The organism is Amycolatopsis sp. NPDC059021, from assembly GCF_042739895.1.
Classification (GTDB): domain Bacteria; phylum Actinomycetota; class Actinomycetes; order Mycobacteriales; family Pseudonocardiaceae; genus Amycolatopsis.
This window is the reverse complement of the sequence record NZ_JBHYIQ010000049.1, coordinates 19709-36309: the sequence shown is the minus strand read 5'-3', so window position 1 is coordinate 36309 and position 16601 is coordinate 19709. Positions and strand designations below refer to the sequence as shown.

General features: G+C 70.4%; 15 protein-coding genes. 9 read left to right on the top strand and 6 right to left on the bottom strand.

Annotation, left to right across the window (positions count from 1 at the left end; all coding sequences use genetic code 11):
• Positions 1-179 precede the first annotated feature (179 nt).
• The 4 genes from ACFWX1_RS26760 to ACFWX1_RS26745 all read left to right on the top strand — a co-directional run bounded on the left by ACFWX1_RS26760 (position 180) and on the right by ACFWX1_RS26745 (position 6968).
• Positions 180-1298, top strand: coding sequence for a hypothetical protein (locus ACFWX1_RS26760; protein ID WP_378391779.1), 1119 nt, complete (start codon positions 180-182; stop codon positions 1296-1298).
• Between the two features lie 538 nt (positions 1299-1836).
• Positions 1837-2529, top strand: coding sequence for a ribosome hibernation-promoting factor, HPF/YfiA family (gene hpf, locus ACFWX1_RS26755; protein WP_378391777.1), 693 nt, complete (start codon positions 1837-1839; stop codon positions 2527-2529).
• A gap of 207 nt (positions 2530-2736) precedes the next feature.
• Complete coding sequence (gene secA, locus ACFWX1_RS26750; RefSeq protein WP_378391776.1) at positions 2737-5643, top strand: preprotein translocase subunit SecA; 2907 nt, start codon at positions 2737-2739, stop codon at positions 5641-5643.
• A 104-nt stretch (positions 5644-5747) separates the two neighbouring features.
• On the top strand, positions 5748-6968 hold the full coding sequence (locus ACFWX1_RS26745; RefSeq protein WP_378391774.1) for a cytochrome P450: 1221 nt from the start codon (positions 5748-5750) through the stop codon (positions 6966-6968).
• Positions 6969-7513: 545 nt separating this feature from the next.
• On the opposite strand, the gene ACFWX1_RS26740 is transcribed toward ACFWX1_RS26745, so the two are convergent.
• Positions 7514-7981, bottom strand: a complete 468-nt coding sequence (locus tag ACFWX1_RS26740) for an Rv3235 family protein (RefSeq protein WP_378391772.1) — start codon at positions 7979-7981, stop codon at positions 7514-7516.
• 187 nt (positions 7982-8168) lie between these two features.
• On the opposite strand from ACFWX1_RS26740, the gene ACFWX1_RS26735 reads away from it, so the two are divergent.
• A complete protein-coding gene (locus tag ACFWX1_RS26735) occupies positions 8169-8558 on the top strand; it encodes an HAD-IA family hydrolase (protein ID WP_378391817.1) in 390 nt (129 codons plus the stop codon).
• A 3-nt stretch (positions 8559-8561) separates the two neighbouring features.
• Here ACFWX1_RS26735 and ACFWX1_RS26730 read toward each other — a convergent pair whose 3' ends face one another.
• The gene (locus ACFWX1_RS26730; RefSeq protein ID WP_378391771.1) at positions 8562-9332 is read right to left on the bottom strand and encodes a TrmH family RNA methyltransferase; all 771 of its coding nucleotides are present in this window, start codon (positions 9330-9332) and stop codon (positions 8562-8564) included.
• A 34-nt stretch (positions 9333-9366) separates the two neighbouring features.
• Here ACFWX1_RS26730 and ACFWX1_RS26725 point away from each other — a divergent pair, with 34 nt between their 5' ends.
• Both ACFWX1_RS26725 and ACFWX1_RS26720 read left to right on the top strand, forming a co-directional pair.
• The gene (locus ACFWX1_RS26725; protein WP_378391769.1) at positions 9367-10773 is read left to right on the top strand and encodes a wax ester/triacylglycerol synthase family O-acyltransferase; all 1407 of its coding nucleotides are present in this window, start codon (positions 9367-9369) and stop codon (positions 10771-10773) included.
• Positions 10770-11261 (top strand): DUF6912 family protein, encoded by a 492-nt coding sequence (locus tag ACFWX1_RS26720; RefSeq protein ID WP_378391767.1) that lies wholly within the window; start codon positions 10770-10772, stop codon positions 11259-11261. Before ACFWX1_RS26725 ends, ACFWX1_RS26720 begins: the two co-directional genes overlap by 4 nt.
• On the opposite strand, the gene lepB is transcribed toward ACFWX1_RS26720, so the two are convergent.
• The 4 genes from lepB to rsgA all read right to left on the bottom strand — a co-directional run bounded on the left by lepB (position 11258) and on the right by rsgA (position 15076).
• A complete protein-coding gene (lepB, locus tag ACFWX1_RS26715) occupies positions 11258-12157 on the bottom strand; it encodes a signal peptidase I (protein WP_378391765.1) in 900 nt (299 codons plus the stop codon). The genes ACFWX1_RS26720 and lepB overlap by 4 nt on opposite strands.
• Positions 12158-12255: 98 nt before the next feature.
• The gene (locus ACFWX1_RS26710) at positions 12256-13044 is read right to left on the bottom strand and encodes a hypothetical protein (RefSeq protein WP_378391763.1); all 789 of its coding nucleotides are present in this window, start codon (positions 13042-13044) and stop codon (positions 12256-12258) included.
• A 64-nt stretch (positions 13045-13108) separates the two neighbouring features.
• On the bottom strand, positions 13109-13993 hold the full coding sequence (locus ACFWX1_RS26705) for a hypothetical protein (protein WP_378391761.1): 885 nt from the start codon (positions 13991-13993) through the stop codon (positions 13109-13111).
• 78 nt (positions 13994-14071) lie between these two features.
• Positions 14072-15076 carry a ribosome small subunit-dependent GTPase A gene (gene rsgA / locus ACFWX1_RS26700; protein WP_378391815.1) on the bottom strand — a complete coding sequence of 335 codons (1005 nt, stop codon included), beginning with the start codon at positions 15074-15076 and terminating at the stop codon, positions 14072-14074.
• A 108-nt stretch (positions 15077-15184) separates the two neighbouring features.
• Here rsgA and ACFWX1_RS26695 point away from each other — a divergent pair, with 108 nt between their 5' ends.
• Positions 15185-15940 (top strand): SOS response-associated peptidase, encoded by a 756-nt coding sequence (locus ACFWX1_RS26695; RefSeq protein ID WP_378391759.1) that lies wholly within the window; start codon positions 15185-15187, stop codon positions 15938-15940.
• Positions 15937-16545 carry an alpha/beta family hydrolase gene (locus ACFWX1_RS26690; protein WP_378391757.1) on the top strand — a complete coding sequence of 203 codons (609 nt, stop codon included), beginning with the start codon at positions 15937-15939 and terminating at the stop codon, positions 16543-16545. The genes ACFWX1_RS26695 and ACFWX1_RS26690 overlap by 4 nt, the downstream gene beginning before the upstream one ends.
• Positions 16546-16601: the final 56 nt, after the last annotated feature.

The following is a 16601-nucleotide window of genomic DNA, read 5'->3' as shown; positions in this document are numbered from 1 at the left end:
GAGCGTGAGTAAAGGTCCCTTGCTCCCGTCTCCGGGAGGCCCGGCCGCCGCGCGGGCGATGTCCTGAACGACGCGTACGAGACGTTCAACGTCCCCATCGCGTCGTTCGGGACGGCCAAGATCCCCTGCCGCTTCGCGGCGAACCGAAACTGTCGGTGGTGGGCGGGACACTCAGCGGCATGAACTCCCGTGTGCTCGATCTGCTCATCCCCGCCCGCTGCGCCGCCTGTGGTGTGCGCGGTGCTCCGTGCTGCGCCGCGTGCGGCGAGGTGTGGGGCGCACTGACCGAGGTGACCCGTCTGCCGACAGCGGGCCTCGTGCCGGTGTACGCGCTCGCCCGCTACGAGGGCGTGGCGAAACGCCTCCTGATCGCCTACAAGGAACGCGGCCGCCGTGATCTCGGGCCGCCGCTCGGCCGGGCCGTGGCCGATGCCCTCCCGTCGCTGCTCGCCAGGGCGCTCGCACCCGGTCCCGGCTCCGGGACTCCCCAGAGCGGGAATCCCCGCGCCGGGATTCCCAGGGGCGGGATTCCCGAAAGTGGGATTCCCACATCCGGCGTTCCCGAACTCGGCCCTCCCACATCCGCGCTTCCCGAACCGGCGAACCCGCGAGCCGGGAATCCCCCTCGCGGCTTTCCCGAGTACGGGAATCCCGGGCCAGGGCTTCCCAACTCCGGGATTCCCGGGCCGGAGAACCCCGGAACCGGGAATCCCGGTACTGGGACGCGCCGTACCGGCAATCCCGGATGTGGGAATCCCACCGCCGGGAATCCCACACTCGGGAATCCCGGAGCGGGGCTTCTCAGAGCGGGGAACTCCCGGACCGGGAAACCCAGCTCGGAAGATCCCGCACACGGGGATCCCAGGACGGGGAATCCCACTTCGGGGCATCCCGGTTTCGGGCGCTCTTGGGCTGGGAATCCCACCTCTGGTGTCTGTCTCGTTCCCGCTCCGAGCAGGCGTTCGGCGTCCCGGCTGCGTGGCGGCCCGCACGTCCGGCGCCTGGCCGAGGCCGCCGCGGCGCTGCTCGCCGCACGTGGTGTCCCGGCCGCGGTCGCCCCCGCGTTGCGGCTCGCGGGTGGCGCGAAAGACGCTGTCGGGCTGAATCGTGCGGAGCGGCTGGCGAACCTCGAAGGGCGGCTCCGGTTCGTCCCGGCGGGCCGTCCGCCGCCGCGACTGCCGGTAGTGGTGCTCGACGACGTCGTGACCAGCGGCGCCACGGCCGCGGCGTGCGCGCGTGTGCTGCGCGGACACGGGGTGGAGGTGGTCGCGGTCCTCGCGCTCCTCGCGGCCGAGTGATGCGAGGGTCACCTACATGAGTGACCTTTAGCGGGAACGCCGCGGTCCGCGCGGCCGTTGTCCGGGTATGAGGGCCTGCCTCCGAAGCACTCCGATGACACGCCACTCCACCGGGGTGGCGGCTGTGCCCGGCGGGGTTGTCACCCTCGGTTTTCCTGGTACCGAAGCGTTGCGCCGTCCGCGTGAAAACAAGTCACGGGAACGGTGCCCGAACCGCGAGGATTTTGCGGTGATCACCCGTGCTTCGCTGCGCGCCGTGACTGTGTCCTACCCCCTGACATCCCCCGGCTCGGGGGCTGTTGCAACGGCCGTGATGAAGCTAACGTGCTCCGCAATCAGCAATCCCCGCAGGCAGGGAGGTGACCAGCCCATGTCCCTGGCGCCGGAGGTGCGCTGAGTTCGCGCTCGGACATCCGCCGCGAGACGTCGTGACCGTCTGCCGAGTTCCCTCAGCCCGCGATCCGGGCTTCGTCCCCGCTTTACCGGCGCCCTGGTTAAACACAACAGCTCGCAGTCATTTCAGCGAGGGAGGTCGTGTATGGACATCGTCGTTAAGGGCCGCAACGTGGAGGTGCCCGATCATTACCGGGCGCTTGTCGGCGAAAAGCTGGCCCGGCTTGAGCGCTACGACAAGAAGGTCATCCGGTACGACGTGGAGCTCTTCCACGAGCCGAACCGCAGGCAGGCCAAGAGCTGCCAGCGCGTCGAGATCACCGGAAAGGGCAGGGGCCCGGCCGTGCGCGCCGAAGCGTGTGCCGCCGACTTCTACGCAGCGCTGGACTCCGCGGTCACCAAGCTCGAGAACCGTTTGCGGAGGACACACGACCGGAGGCGCGTGCACTATGGCCGCAGCCGTCCGGAATCGGTCGCCGAGGCGACCTCCATGGCGATGGCGCCAGGCACGTCCCCGGCGAATTCCGCCGCTCCCGCCGCGCGTACCGCGGTGTTGGAGGCACCCGAGGCCGAAACACTCACGAACGGATTCGCGGCTTCGAGTGTCGAGGGGATTCCCCAGCAACAGCGCTGGGAAGACGAGGAGCTGGGCCACCAGCCCGGCCGCGTCGTCCGCGAGAAACAGCATTCCGCGGACCCGATGACGGTGGACCAGGCTCTCTACGAGATGGAGCTGGTCGGCCACGACTTCTACCTGTTCAACGACTCCGAAGCCGGCAGGCCGAGCGTCGTCTACCGCCGGAAGGGCTTCGACTACGGCGTGATCCGGCTCGGCTGAGCGGACCCGGACAAGGCCCCGAGCGGCCCGCACGCACCGCGTGCGGGCCGCTCGCGTGCGGTCCCTACGCAAGGTGCGTGCGCGCATGCTGTCCGGTTCCCTACGATGGGGTGCGGACGACTGCGGCTCACCAGGCCCCAGTCGGGGACGACACTGCCCGGGAGCGGCTCGGGTGCGTTCAACAAATCAGCTAGTGAGGTCGACCGGATGGTGCTGAACCGCCTGCTCCGCGCGGGTGAGGGCAAGATGGTGAAGCGGCTGCGCAACATCGCCGATCACATCAATACCCTCGAAGACGACGTCAAGGACCTGTCCGACGCCGAGCTGCGGGCGAAGACCGAGGAGTTCCGCAAGCGGTATCGCGAGGACAAGGAGACGCTCGACGAGCTGCTCCCGGAGGCCTTCGCGGTCGCCCGCGAGGCGAGCAGGCGGGTGCTCGGCCAGCGGCACTACGACGTCCAGCTGATGGGGGGCGCGGCGCTGCACCTCGGCCAGGTGGCCGAGATGAAGACCGGTGAGGGCAAGACCCTGACCTGTGTGCTCGCGGCCTACCTGAACGCGATCCCCGGCGACGGCGTGCACATCATCACGACCAACGACTACCTGGCCAAGCGCGACTCGGAGTGGATGGGCCGCATCCACCGCTTCCTCGGTCTCGAGGTCGGCGTCATTCTCGCCGAGCAGCCGCCGGAGGTACGGCGCCAGCAGTACAACGCCGACATCACCTACGGCACGAACAACGAGTTCGGGTTCGACTACCTGCGCGACAACATGACCTGGAGCCTGGACGAGTGCGTCCAGCGCGGGCACAACTTCGCGGTCGTCGACGAGGTCGACTCGATCCTCATCGACGAGGCGCGGACCCCGCTGATCATCTCCGGCCCCGCCGACCAGTCCTCGCGCTGGTACGTCGAGTTCGCCCGGCTCGCGCCGCTCATGCAGGGCATCGACACCACCACGATGGGCACGCGCGAGCGTGTCGAGAAGACCAACCTGATCAACAGCAAGTACCACTACGAGGTCGACGTGCGGAAGCGCACGGTCGCGGTCACCGAGAAGGGCGTCCGGTTCGTCGAGGACCAGCTCGGTATCGACAACCTCTACGAGGCCGCCAACACCCCGCTGGTCGGCTACCTGAACAACGCGCTGAAGGTCAAGGAGCTCTACCACCGCGACAAGGACTACATCGTCCGCGACGGCGAGGTCATGATCGTCGACGAGTTCACCGGCCGCATCCTGGTGGGCCGCCGCTACAACGAGGGCATGCACCAGGCGATCGAGGCCAAGGAGAAGGTCGAGATCAAGGCCGAGAACCAGACGCTGGCCACGATCACGCTGCAGAACTACTTCCGGCTGTACAAGAAGCTCTCCGGGATGACCGGTACCGCCGAGACCGAGGCGGCCGAGTTCCACCAGACCTACAAGCTGGGCGTGGTGCCGATCCCGACGAACCGGCCGATGGTCCGCGCCGACCAGGCGGACCTGATCTACAAGTCCGAGCAGGCGAAGTTCGAGGCGGTGGCCGAGGACATCGCCGAGCGGCACGAGAAGGGCCAGCCGGTCCTGGTCGGCACGACCAGCGTCGAGAAGTCCGAGCACCTGTCGAAGCTGCTGCTGAAACTGGGTGTGCCGCACGAGGTGCTCAACGCGAAGCACCACGACCGCGAGGCGCTGATCGTCGCGCGGGCCGGCCGCAAGGGCGCGGTCACGGTCGCCACCAACATGGCGGGCCGCGGTACCGACATCGTGCTCGGCGGCAACCCGGACATCATCGCCGACCAGACGCTGCGCGAGCGCGGCCTCGACCCGGTGGAGAACTCCGAGGAGTACGAGGCCGCGTGGCCGAACGTGCTCGAAGAGATCAAGGCGGACGCCAAGGCCGAGGCCGAGGAGGTCCGCGAGGCGGGCGGGCTCTACGTACTCGGCACCGAGCGCCACGAGTCCCGGCGCATCGACAACCAGCTCCGTGGTCGTTCCGGCCGTCAGGGCGACCCCGGCGAGTCGCGGTTCTACCTGTCGCTCGGGGACGAGCTGATGCGCCGCTTCAACGCGACGATGGTCGAGCGCGTGATGACCACCATGCGGCTGCCCGACGACGTGCCGATCGAGCACAAGATGGTCTCCAAGGCCATCAAGAGCGCGCAGACGCAGGTCGAGCAGCTCAACCACGAGACGCGCAAGAACGTCCTCAAGTACGACGAGGTCATGAACGAGCAGCGCAAGGTGATCTACGCCGAGCGCCGCCGCGTCCTCGAGGGCGAGGACCTGCGCGAGCAGATCGAGCACATGCTCATCGACGTCGTCAACGCCTACGTCGATGGTGCGACCGAGTCCGGTTACGCCGAGGACTGGGACCACGAAAAGCTGTGGACCGCGCTCAAGACGCTCTACCCGGTGAGCCTCGACTGGGACGACCTGATGGAGGACGGCGACCTCGACGCCGAGGGCCTGCGTGCCGCGCTGGTCGAGGACGCGCACCGCGCCTACGACCGCCGCGAGGCCGAGATCGACGAACTGGTCGGCGAGGAAGGCGCGATGCGCCGCCTCGAGCGTCAGGTGATGCTCACCGTGCTCGACCGCAAATGGCGTGAGCACCTCTACGAGATGGACTATCTCAAGGAGGGCATCGGCATGCGGGCGCTCGCGCAGCGCGATCCGCTGATCGAGTACCAGCGCGAGGGCTTCGACATGTTCCGCGCGATGCTGGACTCGTTGAAGGAGGAGGCCGTCGGCTTCCTGTTCAACCTCCAGGTCGAGCGCGCCGAACCGGCGCCGGTCGCCGAGGAGGGCGCCACGGCGCTGCCCACCGGTGTGAGCGGCAACGGCCAGGCCGCGGAGGGTGATGGCAGGCACGCCCGCCCGGCGCCGCCCCAGCCGCAGGCACCATCGACCGACAGCGAGTCCGTGCCGTCCGCCTTGCGGGGCAAGGGGCTCGGCGGTGGCGGCGCGCAGAGCGGGCTGACCATGTCGGGCCCGTCCGAGGACGGGAGCGTCGAGTCCCATTCGGACGGTCCCGCCGAGGCGGCAGGCGGGGCGGGCGGTGGCACCCGCCGGGAGCGCCGTGCCGCCCAGCGTGCCGAGGCGAAGAAGGGCAAGAAGGGCCCGCGCCGCTAGGAGTTTCGGTCACCGGAGGGCCGTCGCGTCAGGAACGCGGCGGCCCTCCGGCGCGTTGTGCGGGTATGGGGCCAGGAGCCCGGCCTACGAGCGAGGGGAGCGCCGTGCCCACTACGCCGGTCGAAGCGGATTTGCCGACTTTCGCCGCGTTGTTCGGCGAGGATCGGCGGCCCGATCCGTACCCGGACTATCGCCGATGGCGGGAGCGGGCCCCGGTCGCGCTGCTGCCCGGCGCGGTCGCCGTGAGCGGCCAGGCCGAGGCGGTGCAGTTGTTGCGCGACAACGCTTTCGGCCATCCGAAACCCGAGATCCGCGCGCCGGAGGACCAGCGCCCGGACGAGCCGGTGGACGAAGAGGGCCGGGTCGTCCGATCCTTCCTCGGGCTCAACCCGCCCGATCACACGCGGCTGCGACGGCTGGTGTCGAAGGCGTTCACCCCGCGGATGGTCGAGCGGCTCACCCCGCGGATCGAGGAACTGGCCGCCACGATGGCCGGCCGGATCGCCGACGCGGACGAGGCCGATCTCATGGCGGATCTCGCGGCGCCGCTACCGGTCGAGGTGATCAGCGAGCTGCTGGGCGTCCCGCTCGACGACCGCGAGCGGTTCGCCACGTGGTCGCACGCGATGGCACGCGGGCTCGACCCGGATTTCCTGCAGGCGCCGGAAACCCGGGAGCCTGCCGTCCGCGCCCGGCAGGAGTTCGTCGCCTACTTCCGTGAGCTGGCGGCGCGACGACGGCACGAGCCCGGCGAGGACCTTCTGTCCACTTTGGTCGCCGTGTCCGACGCCGGTGACACGCTCAGCGAGGGCGAACTGCTCGTCACGCTGAGCCTGCTGCTGATCGCGGGGCACGAGACGACCACGAACCTCATCGGCAACGGTGTCCTCGCACTCCTGCGGCATCCCGAGGGTATCGGCGCGCTCGGGCCCGGCGGCGAACTCGCCGAGCGGGCCGTGGAGGAGGTGCTGCGCTACGACTCGCCGGTGCAGCTCACCGCGCGGACAGCGCTGCGGGACACCGCGGTCGGCGACGTCGCCGTCGCCGAAGGCACCCAGGCGATCGTCCTCATCGGAGCCGCGAACCGCGACCCTGCCGTGGGCGCCGACCCCGACGTCTTCGACCCGTCCCGCGAGCCCGGCCGCCATCTCGCCTTCGGGCAGGGCATCCACTTCTGCCTCGGCGCCCCGCTGGCCCGGCTGGAAGGCCGCGTCGTCTTCCGAGAACTGGCCCGCCGCGTCCCGCGCCTGCGCCTGGCCGGTGAGCCACGCTGGAATGCGACCACCACCCTGCGCGGCCTCACCACCCTCCCCGTCGCCCACTGATCCCCGGGGCCCCGAACGCTCCGATGCGGGCGCTTCGCCGGGGTTGCTGCCCGACCAGGGTCCGGTGCCGTGAAGGCCTCCTTACCGGCGTTGAGCGCTGTGAAGGAGGCCTTCACGGCATTGGGTGGGTCGGGGATGTGTGGTCGGTGGGGTGAGTGGTGTTCGCGGGGTTGTCGTAGCGGTTGGGGTTTGTGCGGCGGTCTTGGATGTCGTGAACGCTCCGTTGGGGACGTTGATCGTCGGTAACGGAGCGTTCGCGACGTCGGGCGGTGGTGTCGGCGTGGGCGGAGAGAGTCCGAGGGACGCTCTGGGTGCATCCACCGCACCGAGGGACGCCCCCGATGCACTCAACGCGCCCAGGGACGACCTTGTCGCACCCCGGCCAGCGCATCGCCGACAGGGGTGCGGAACGGCGGGAGCAAGGGACCTTTGCTCACCTTTGGTTAGTGCACTAATGGTGAGCATGCTCAAGGACGTTAGCAAAGGTCCCTTGCTCTTCCTCTCCTGCGGAAAGTGGCGCTGAACAGGGCAGAAAGCGCCGGGGGTCAGGCCGCCATGCGCTGCGCCGTGGCGAGCGGGTCCAGCAGGTCGAAGCGCACACACCGCCACCGGCCGCCGGTCCGTTCGAAGCGGGCGGCGAGGGCGATGGTGCGGCGGCCGGTCTCGACTCGCGCGCAGGCCTCGACGACGTCGTCGGCGGGGGCGCACAGCCGCACGCTCCGCAGGCGGTGCCGGGCGGCCGAGCGGGCACGGCTGTGTGCGCGGAGGCGTTCGAGCAGCGGCCGGTCGACCAGCGGCTCGACCTGCGCGGTCGTCCGGTGCCCGTCGTACGTTTCGAGGATCGCGGTCAGCAGGATCGCGACCTGCGGCCCGTCGAGCGCGGGCGAGACGTCCCGGACGGCGGCCAGGGAGCGGCCCGCCGGGAGCGGTGCGGGTGACCCGGCGGCGATCGAGCGCCCGGCGCGGTGGGGTTCGTAGCCGGTCAGGGTTTTCAGGCGGTGCGCGGTGGTCATGGATTCCCCTCTCGTGGCCGGGGCAGGTGCCCGGCACGAGTTAGTGGCCGCGGAACGTCAGAAAGCGGACAAGAATCGCCATATTCGGGGAAAAGCGCAGAATCGGCTGCGCGTTATTGCGGATTGCGCTATCCGCCACGCGTGCCCCGCTGACCGGGCTAAGGTGTGCGGGGTGCTGAAGGGCCTAGTGATCGATTACGCCGGGGTGCTCACGGAGCCGGACGCCGATCTGCTCTACACCTATCTCGAGGCCGCTCGCGATCGCGGCCTTCGCACCGCGTTGCTGTCCAACGCGCCTGGCGCCTCCGCGCAGGTGAAGAACACGATGAGCCGCTACTTCGACGCGCTGGTGTTCTCCGGTGAGGTCGGGGTGGCGAAGCCGGACCGCGAGGTCTACCTGATCACCGCGGCGATGCTGGGCCTGCCCGCGGGCCGCTGCGTGTTCGTCGACGACTCGGCCGCCAACGTCCGGGGCGCGGTCGGCGCGGGGATGGTCGGCGTCCACCACGACACGGTCGCCGGGACGCTGGCCGAGCTGGCCGCGTTGTTCCCGCCGGAGCGCGCTCGCCGGGAGTGACGGTCAGCGGGTCCGGCGCACGAGTTCGAAGGAGAGCACCGCCGCCGCGGCCGAGACGTTGAGCGACTCGACGTCACCCGGCATCGGGATGCTCAGCCACTCGGTGACGAGCTCGCCGACGTCGGCCCCCACGCCGGCCGTCTCGCCGCCCAGCACGAACGCGGTCCGCTGCGGCAGGTCGACGTCGAACACCGTGGACGCCGCGGACGCGCCCAGGGCGTAGAGCGAGTAGCCCGCTTCGGTGAGCATCTCCGCGGCTTCCCGCGCGCTGCCGCAGCGCAGCACCGGCGCGCGGAACGCGACCCCCGCGGACGCCTTGACCACCATCGGGTCCAGTGCGGCGACCCCGCGCCGCGGCACGATCACGCCGTCGAGCCCGGCGGCGGTCGCGGTGCGCAGGATCATCCCGACGTTGGCCGGGGTGGTGATGCCGTCCAGCAACAGCACCCGCGCGGGCGGGCGTTTCCCGGACAGCGCGGTGGCCAGCGAACGCATCCGCGGCGCGACGACGTCGGCGAGCACGCCCTGGTCCTGTTTGCCGTTCCCGGCCAGCACTTTGACGCGGTGCGCGCTCGCGCGCTGCACCGGCACCCCGGCCGCCTTGGCGGCGCGCTGGATCTCGGCGGCGCCCGGTCCGCGCACGGTGTCGGCCAGGATCACCTTGTCCACTTCGAGGCCGGTGTCGGCGAGCGCCTCGAGCACCGGTTTGCGCCCGTAGACGGTCAGGAACCGGTCCTTCGGCGAAACCGGGGAGGCCGCAGAGTCATCACCCACACCGGGCAGTCTCGCATTGTGTAAGGATCGGCCCATGCCCGACCGCCTTTCCGCGCTGGACGCGTCGTTCCTGTACGTCGAGGACCACGCGACCCCGATGCACGTCGGCGGGGTGGCGATCTTCGAGCGGCCCCGGTCCGGGTTCGGCTACGAGCAGATGCTCGCGCTGATCGGCCAGCGCCTGGCGTTCCTGCCGCGGTACCGGCAGCGCGTGCTGGAGGTGCCGGGTCACCTGGCGCGCCCGGTGTGGGTGGACGACGTCGACTTTGACCTCAACTACCACGTCCGCCGCTCCGCGCTGCCCCAGCCGGGCAGCGACGAGCAGCTGTTCGACCTCGTTGCCCGGCTGATGTCGCGGCGGCTGGCCCCGGAACGCCCGCTCTGGGAGGCGTACTTCATCGAGGGGCTCAGCGGGGACAGGGTCGCGCTGGTGACCAAGACCCATCAGTCCGTTGTGGACGGTGTGGGCACGATCGAACTCGGCCAGATCGTCCTCGACCCCACGCCGGCCGAAGTGGAGCCGTTCGACGACGTCTGGGCACCGCGGCGCGAGCCGAGCCGCACGCAGCTGATCCTCGACGCGGTCAGTGAAACCGTGCAGCGCCCGACCGAGCTGGTGGAGAACGTCCGCTCCGCCGCCAACGACGCGGTCGCGACGGCGGGGAAGGTCGCCGAGGCGCTCGGCGGCGTCGCCACGACCCTGCGCACCGTGGTCCATCCCGCGCCGTCCGGGCCGCTGAACGTCCGCGTTTCCGGCGGCCGGATGTTCGCGGTGGTCCGCACCCGGCTGGAGGATTTCCGCAAGATCCGCGCCGAGCACGGCGGCACCGTCAACGACGTGGTGCTCGCCGCGATCACCGGCGCGCTGCGGGAGTGGCTGCTTTCCCGTGGTGAGACGCTGAATCCGCCGGACACGGTGCGCGCGCTGGTGCCGATGGCGGTCCGCGACGCGGAGACCGCCGAGTACTCGACACCGGCGCTGGTCGGCAACCAGGTCGCGGCCTATCTGGTGGACCTGCCGGTCGGCGAGCCGAATCCGGTGCTGCGGCTGCAGCACATCGGGCACGCCATGGCCGACCATCTCGACTCGGGCCGTTCGGTCGCCGCGCGCGGGCTGCTCAAGGTCGGCGGGTTCGCCCCGGCGACGCTGCATTCGCTCGGCGCGCGGGCGGCGGGGTCACTCTCCGGGCGCATTTTCAACCTCATGGTGACGAATTCGCCCGGCCCGCAGGTGCCGATGTACGCGGGGGAGGCCAGGATGGTCGAGATGTTCCCGGTGATGCCGCTGATGCGCAACCAGGCGCTCGCGATCGGGGTCAGCTCGTATCACGGCGGCGTCTACTTCGGACTCAACGGCGACCGCAAGGCCGTCAGCGATGTGGAGCTGGTGGCCGGGATGATCGAGGAATCGTTGGAAGAGCTGAAGGGTGCGCACTGGTGAGGGTCTATCTGCCTGCCACGATCGCGATGTTGCGCGAGCTGAACACCACCGGTGAGTTCCGCGCGCGGAACGGGACGGGGTTCGCGCTCACGCCCGCGCTGCGCGAGGCCTACGCGAGTGGCTCGGACGAGGAGCTGGAGTACGCGGCGCTGCTCGACGCCGCGCGGGCGTCGCTGCGGCTGATCGCGGCCGAGGAGAAGGGCGAACCGCGGCGGGCCGTGGTGTCCGCCGACGTCGAGGGCGCGACCCACCGGCCCGACCTCGACGCCGCCGTCGTGCGCCTGGCCGGTCCGGTGGCGCTCAAGGACATCGCCGCGATCCACGTCGACGCGGCCGAGGCCGAGGACGCCGTCACCGCGGCGGCCGCGGTGATCGACGCCGCCGACCTCGGTGACCCCGACGCGGAGTTCACCCTCGGCGACGCCGAAGACCACGAGCTCGCCTGGTACGCCCCGCAGGAACTGCCGTTCCTGCTCGAACTGCTCTAACGGCGCTTCCGGCCCGCGGCCTTCCGGACTCCGGCCGCCAGCTTCCGCCCGGTGAACAGGACGGGCCAGGCGGCGGCCACGCCGACCCCGAGCGGGAGGCCGCTCTGCCACGCCGGGGCGCCGAGCGCGACCGGTTGCGCGGCCGCCTGCGGGTCGTGGTCGGTGATGCCGCCCCACCGGCTCGGCGGGAGCACGATGATCCGCGCCTTGCCGATGATGTTGGACACCGGGACCGTCCCGTTGAGACCGCCGCCGCCCTGGCAGCGCGAGTCGCACGAGTCGTTGCGGTTGTCGCCCATCACCCAGACGCTGCCCTGCGGCACCGTGACCGGGGCGAACTGCTGCCGCTTGGGATTGATCTCGCCCTCCCAATGGACGTACGGCTCGTCGAGCGCTTTCCCGTTCACCATGACCCGGTTGCTCGTGTCGCAGCACTGCACGGTCTGGCCGCCGGTGGCGATGACGCGCTTCACGAAGTCCTGCTCGTCCGGCGGCGCGAACCCGACCAGCGAGCCGAGCCCGCGCAGCGCCTTGACGACGATATTGCTCGACTCCTGCGAAGCGATCTCGTGCGTCGACCAGGTTTCCGGCCCCTTGAACACCACCACGTCGCCCGGCGAGGGGTCGGTGAAGTCGTAGGTGACCCGGTCGACGAGCACGCGGTCGTTGGTGCAGCCGGTACAGCCGTGCAGCGTGGTCTCCATCGACCCCGACGGGATGAGGAAGACCTTCGCGAGGAACGTCTGGATCAGGATCGTGAGCACGAGCGCGATCACGAGCAGGATCGGCAGCTCCACCCAGAACGACCGTTTCTTCTTCGGCCTGCCACCTGCCTTGTCCCGGTCCTGGCCATCGGGGTCGTCTTCAGCCGCGTTCCGCGATACGGGTTCCACCACGGTGTCACGCTATCGGTGATCGAGTCGGCACGGCGTGAACCGGTGGCCAACTTCCCCCGTGCCGGGTGAACCGGGGCCCGCCGAACCGGACGTATCGCTCAGCTGGGCGTGGTCCCGACCTGGTCGGCGGGAGGTGCCTGCACGTCGGCGGCGGCGCCCCAGTCCGTGTAGCGGGTGGTGATCCGCGCGCTCGCCCCGTCCGGCGCGCCGGCGGCGGTGAGGATCGGGGAGAGGTCGACGACGATCTGCCGGGGCCGGTTCGCGTCGTCGATCCAGAGTTCCATGCCGAACGAACCGGCCTTGCCCCGCAACTGCGCCACGGCCTCCGCCGACAGCCCGGCGGGCAGCTGACCGCCGAGCTTTTCCAGGTCGAGCTTGAGCCAGTAGTGCTCGACGGACGTCCCGTCGAGGTCGCCGCGCTCGGCCATCGTGATGGCGCCCGCGGCGCGGATCTGGCCGATCGTCCGAAGTGGATCGTTCTGCCCTGCCAGCTGGCCGAGGCTGCCGCCGAGCACCTGGGAGAACTGGTCGGTGCCGTCGGGGGAGACGGTGATCCACGGTTTGTCGTCCTCGTCGCCGCGTGACCCCTCGGGCACCTTCACGAAGAGCTTCTGTTGCACCAGGCGGAGTTCGAGCGGGTCACCGAGCACGTCGGTCGTCATCGCCAGCGTGGTGCCGCCTTCGGCGAACAGCGCCTGGCCCTGCCCCTTCGACTTGACGGTGCCCGCGTTGACGTCGGTGCCGAACTTCGCCGAGCGTCCCGCGATCGTGCCTGAGCGCGCCGCGTCGGCGAGCGCCTTCGCGTCGGTCATCGCGGGCGGTGTGTCGTCGCTGCCGCACGCGCCGAGCAGGAGCACGCACACCAGCGCGACGGCCGGTTTCCACATGCGGTCCAGACAAGCATGGGTCCCCCGAACACGTTCGGGGGACCCATGCTACGGAAAGTCGAGCTCAGCGGCCGCCGGTCTTCATCATCTCGCCGAGGTCGGCGACCTGGTCGGCGGGCGGGGCCGCGACGTCGACCGGCTTACCCCAGTCGGTGTACTTGACGGTGATCTTGCCCGCCTCGCTCGCGCCGCCCGGCGCGCCGGCGGCCTTGGCCACCGCGGAGCTGTCCAGCACCATCTGCACCGGCAGCTGGTCCTTGTTCAGCCACAGCTCGACCGGCATCTTGACGCCCTTGAGCTTGTCGGCCAGCTGCGACTTCGCCTCCGCGGGCGCGCTCTCCAGCACCTTGTCGAGGTTCTTGGAGATGTCGATCTCGGCGACGTAGTGGTTGACCGGCTCGCCGTTCAGCTGCGTCTGGTCCGAGCTGATGATCCTGCCGCCGTTCCCGATCTGCTCGAGGATCTTGGTCGGGTCGCTCTGCTCGGAGCTCTGCGCCAGCGAGCTGCCCATCGCCTTGGAGATCGGGTCGTCACCGTTCGGGGTGATCTTGACCCAGCTCTTGTCGGTGCCCATCTTCTGGAGCTGCTCGGGCGGCATCTTCATGTAGAGGACCTTGTCGACGAGGCGGACCTCCATCTGCTGGCCCGCCTGGTTCATGGTCATCGCCATGGCCGTGTTCTGGCCGTCGAACTTGACGGCGCCGTTCATGTTGATCGTCTTCGCCGGGTCCGACGACTCCATGGTCATCTTGGCCGACTTGGACTTCTGCGTGCCCTCCTTGGACGCGCTGGCCAGCTGGAGCGCGTCGCTGAACGGCGCGGCGAGGCCGAAGCCCTTGCCGTCGCCGGAAGCCTTGGTGTCGGTGCCGGTGCCGCCGCTGTTCCCGCCGCACGCGGTGAGCGTGAGGACGAGCGCGGCTCCGGCCGCGACGAGAGTGGTCTTGCGCACGGTCTGTGCCCCCTCAGTGTCGGATGTACTCCATCCGGGTTATCGCCCGAATGAGGAAAGAGTTACCACACGCCCGCTTTACGACTCCAGCCCGCCACGAGAGGCGAGGAGCCGCCGGAGGGAAAGCAGCCGATCCGCCCTGGCCTCGCCTTCCGCGACGACGTCGTCGAGCGCGCAGTCCGGATCCTCGGGCGGCCCGAGGTGGCCGCAGCCGGACGGGCATTCCTCGGCCGCCTCCGCGAATTCCTCGAAGGCTTGCACGATGTCGTCGGCGGTGACGTGCGCGAGCCCGAACGACCGCACCCCCGGCGTGTCGATGACCCAGCCGCCGTCGGGCAGCGGCAGCGCCACCGCGGCGACGGAGGTGTGACGTCCCTTGCCGACCGCGCTCACCACGCCGGTGGCCAGTCCGGCGTCGGGCACGAGCCGGTTGACCAGAGTGGACTTGCCGACGCCGGAATGCCCGACCAGCGCGGTCACCCGGCCCTTGAGGCGTTCGGCGAGCCCGGCGGGTTCCTCGTCGTAGCGGGTCACCAGCGCCGGGATGTCGAGGCCCGCGTAACCGGCGAGCAGTTCCTCGGGACCGGCGAGGTCCGCCTTGGTCAGGCACAGGATCGGCTCGACACCGCCGGAGTAGCAGGCCACGAGGCAGCGGTCGATGAACCCCGCGCGCGGCGGCGGATCGGCCAGCGCGGTCACGATGAGCAGCTGTTCGGCGTTGGCCACCACGACACGCTCGTACGGGTCGGTGTCGTCGGCCGTGCGGCGCAGCACGCTGGTCCGCTCCTCGACCCGCACGATCCTGGCCAGCGTGTCCGGACGGCCGCTGACGTCGCCGACGACCGCGACCCGGTCGCCGACCACGACCGACACCCGGCCCAGCTCGCGGGCCCGCATCGCGGTGATCACCCGGCCGGGATCGGCGTCGATCGCGCAGGTCCAGCGGCCGCGGTCCTTGCCGATGACCATCGCGGTGACGGCGTCGGCGTGTTCGGGACGGCGTTTGCTGCGTGGCCTGGTGCCCTTGCCGGGACGCACCCGCACATCGGATTCGTCCAGCTTGCGCCAGTCGCTCCGCGCCAATCCGCCCACGTCCTCCCGGTCGCCGTCCCTGCCGGAATGATCCCATGCGGCTCGCCACGGCCCTGGCCTGCGTGTAACGATGGCTGTCCCGACACGAGGAGGTTGGCGATGTGCGGCCGCTATGCCGCCACGAAGGATCCGGCGGCGCTGATCGAGGAGTTCGCGGCGGTCGACCTGACCGAGGGCCGGGCCAGGACCGACCACAACGTGGCGCCGACCAAGAACGTGGTGACCGTCGTCCAGCGGCATCCGCGTGACGCCGAGGGGCAGGTGCTCGAAGACGAGCCCGCCGAGCGCTCGCTGCGGCTCATGCGCTGGGGTCTCGTGCCGTTCTGGGCCAAGGATCCTTCGGTGGGCTCGCGCATGATCAACACCAGGGCCGAGACGGCGAAGGAGAAGCCCGCCTTCCGCCGCGCGCTGTCCTCCCGCCGGTGCCTCGTCCCGGCCGACGGCTGGTTCGAATGGCGCCGCACCGGCAAGGAGAAGGAGCCGTTCTACATGACCGGCCCCGATGCCGCGTCGCTCGCCTTCGCCGGGATCTGGGAGAGCTGGCGCCCGAAGGGCGACGACGCCGCCGAGCCGTTGATCACCTTCTCGATCATCACGACCGACGCGACCGGGCAGCTCACCGACATCCACCACCGGATGCCGCTGATCGTGCCGAAGACGCACTGGGACCCATGGCTCGACCCGGACCGTTCCGACGTCACCGACCTGCTGGTGCCCACCGCGCCGGAGATCGTCGAATCGCTGGAGCTGCGCCCGGTTTCCTCGAAGGTCAACAACGTCCGCAACAACGGCCCCGAACTGCTGGACCGCGTCGACCCCGGCCCGTCCCTCGACGAGGACGCGCTCTTCTCATGACCACTCTGGAGATCGACACCGGCTACGGCCCGGCCAGGGCCGAGCTGCACTGTGCCGAGGAGGGCACCGCGGTGCTGCTGCTCGGGCACGGCGCGGGCGGCGGGATCGGCGCGAAGGACCTCGTCGCGGTGACCCGCGCCGCGCAGGCGATCGGCGTGCACGTGGCGCTGGTCGAGCAGCCGTACCGGGTGGCGGGCCGGCGTGCCCCCGCGCCCGCGAACCAGCTGGACAGCGCCTGGCTGACCGTCGCCGACGAACTCGCCGAGCGCTTCGACGGCCTGCCGCTGGTGTTCGGCGGCCGCTCTTCCGGCGCGCGGGTCGCCTGCCGGACGGCGTCGGCCGGGCAGGCCGTGGCGGTGCTGTGCCTGGCGTTCCCGGAGCATCCGCCGGGCAGGCCGGAGAAGAGCCGTCAGGCCGAACTCGACGCCGTCGAGGTGCCCACGCTGGTGGTGCAGGGCGAACGTGACCCGTTCGGGCGACCGAAGGCGGGCCCGCACCACGAGATCGTCGTCCTCGACGGCGACCACACCCTGACCGCCGATCTGGACGGCGTCAGCCGCGCGGCCTCGGAGTGGCTGACCCGCGTCCTGCGCCTGTTCTCTTAACTCTCGCGGGGTGGCGCCCGAGCGTGCCGTTAAGGCCACCTTACGGGCGTCAGACG

What these genes read in the sequence shown, in the direction of transcription:
- ACFWX1_RS26690 (WP_378391757.1), top strand. Translation starts at nt 15,937, where the DNA reads ATGACCACTCTGGAGATCGACACCGGCTACGGCCCGGCCAGGGCCGAG.
- secA (WP_378391776.1), top strand. Translation starts at nt 2,737, where the DNA reads ATGGTGCTGAACCGCCTGCTCCGCGCGGGTGAGGGCAAGATGGTGAAG.
- ACFWX1_RS26695 (WP_378391759.1), top strand. Translation starts at nt 15,185, where the DNA reads ATGTGCGGCCGCTATGCCGCCACGAAGGATCCGGCGGCGCTGATCGAG.
- ACFWX1_RS26740 (WP_378391772.1), bottom strand. Translation starts at nt 7,981, where the DNA reads ATGACCACCGCGCACCGCCTGAAAACCCTGACCGGCTACGAACCCCAC.
- hpf (WP_378391777.1), top strand. Translation starts at nt 1,837, where the DNA reads ATGGACATCGTCGTTAAGGGCCGCAACGTGGAGGTGCCCGATCATTAC.
- ACFWX1_RS26710 (WP_378391763.1), bottom strand. Translation starts at nt 13,044, where the DNA reads ATGTGGAAACCGGCCGTCGCGCTGGTGTGCGTGCTCCTGCTCGGCGCG.
- ACFWX1_RS26725 (WP_378391769.1), top strand. Translation starts at nt 9,367, where the DNA reads ATGCCCGACCGCCTTTCCGCGCTGGACGCGTCGTTCCTGTACGTCGAG.
- ACFWX1_RS26760 (WP_378391779.1), top strand. Translation starts at nt 180, where the DNA reads ATGAACTCCCGTGTGCTCGATCTGCTCATCCCCGCCCGCTGCGCCGCC.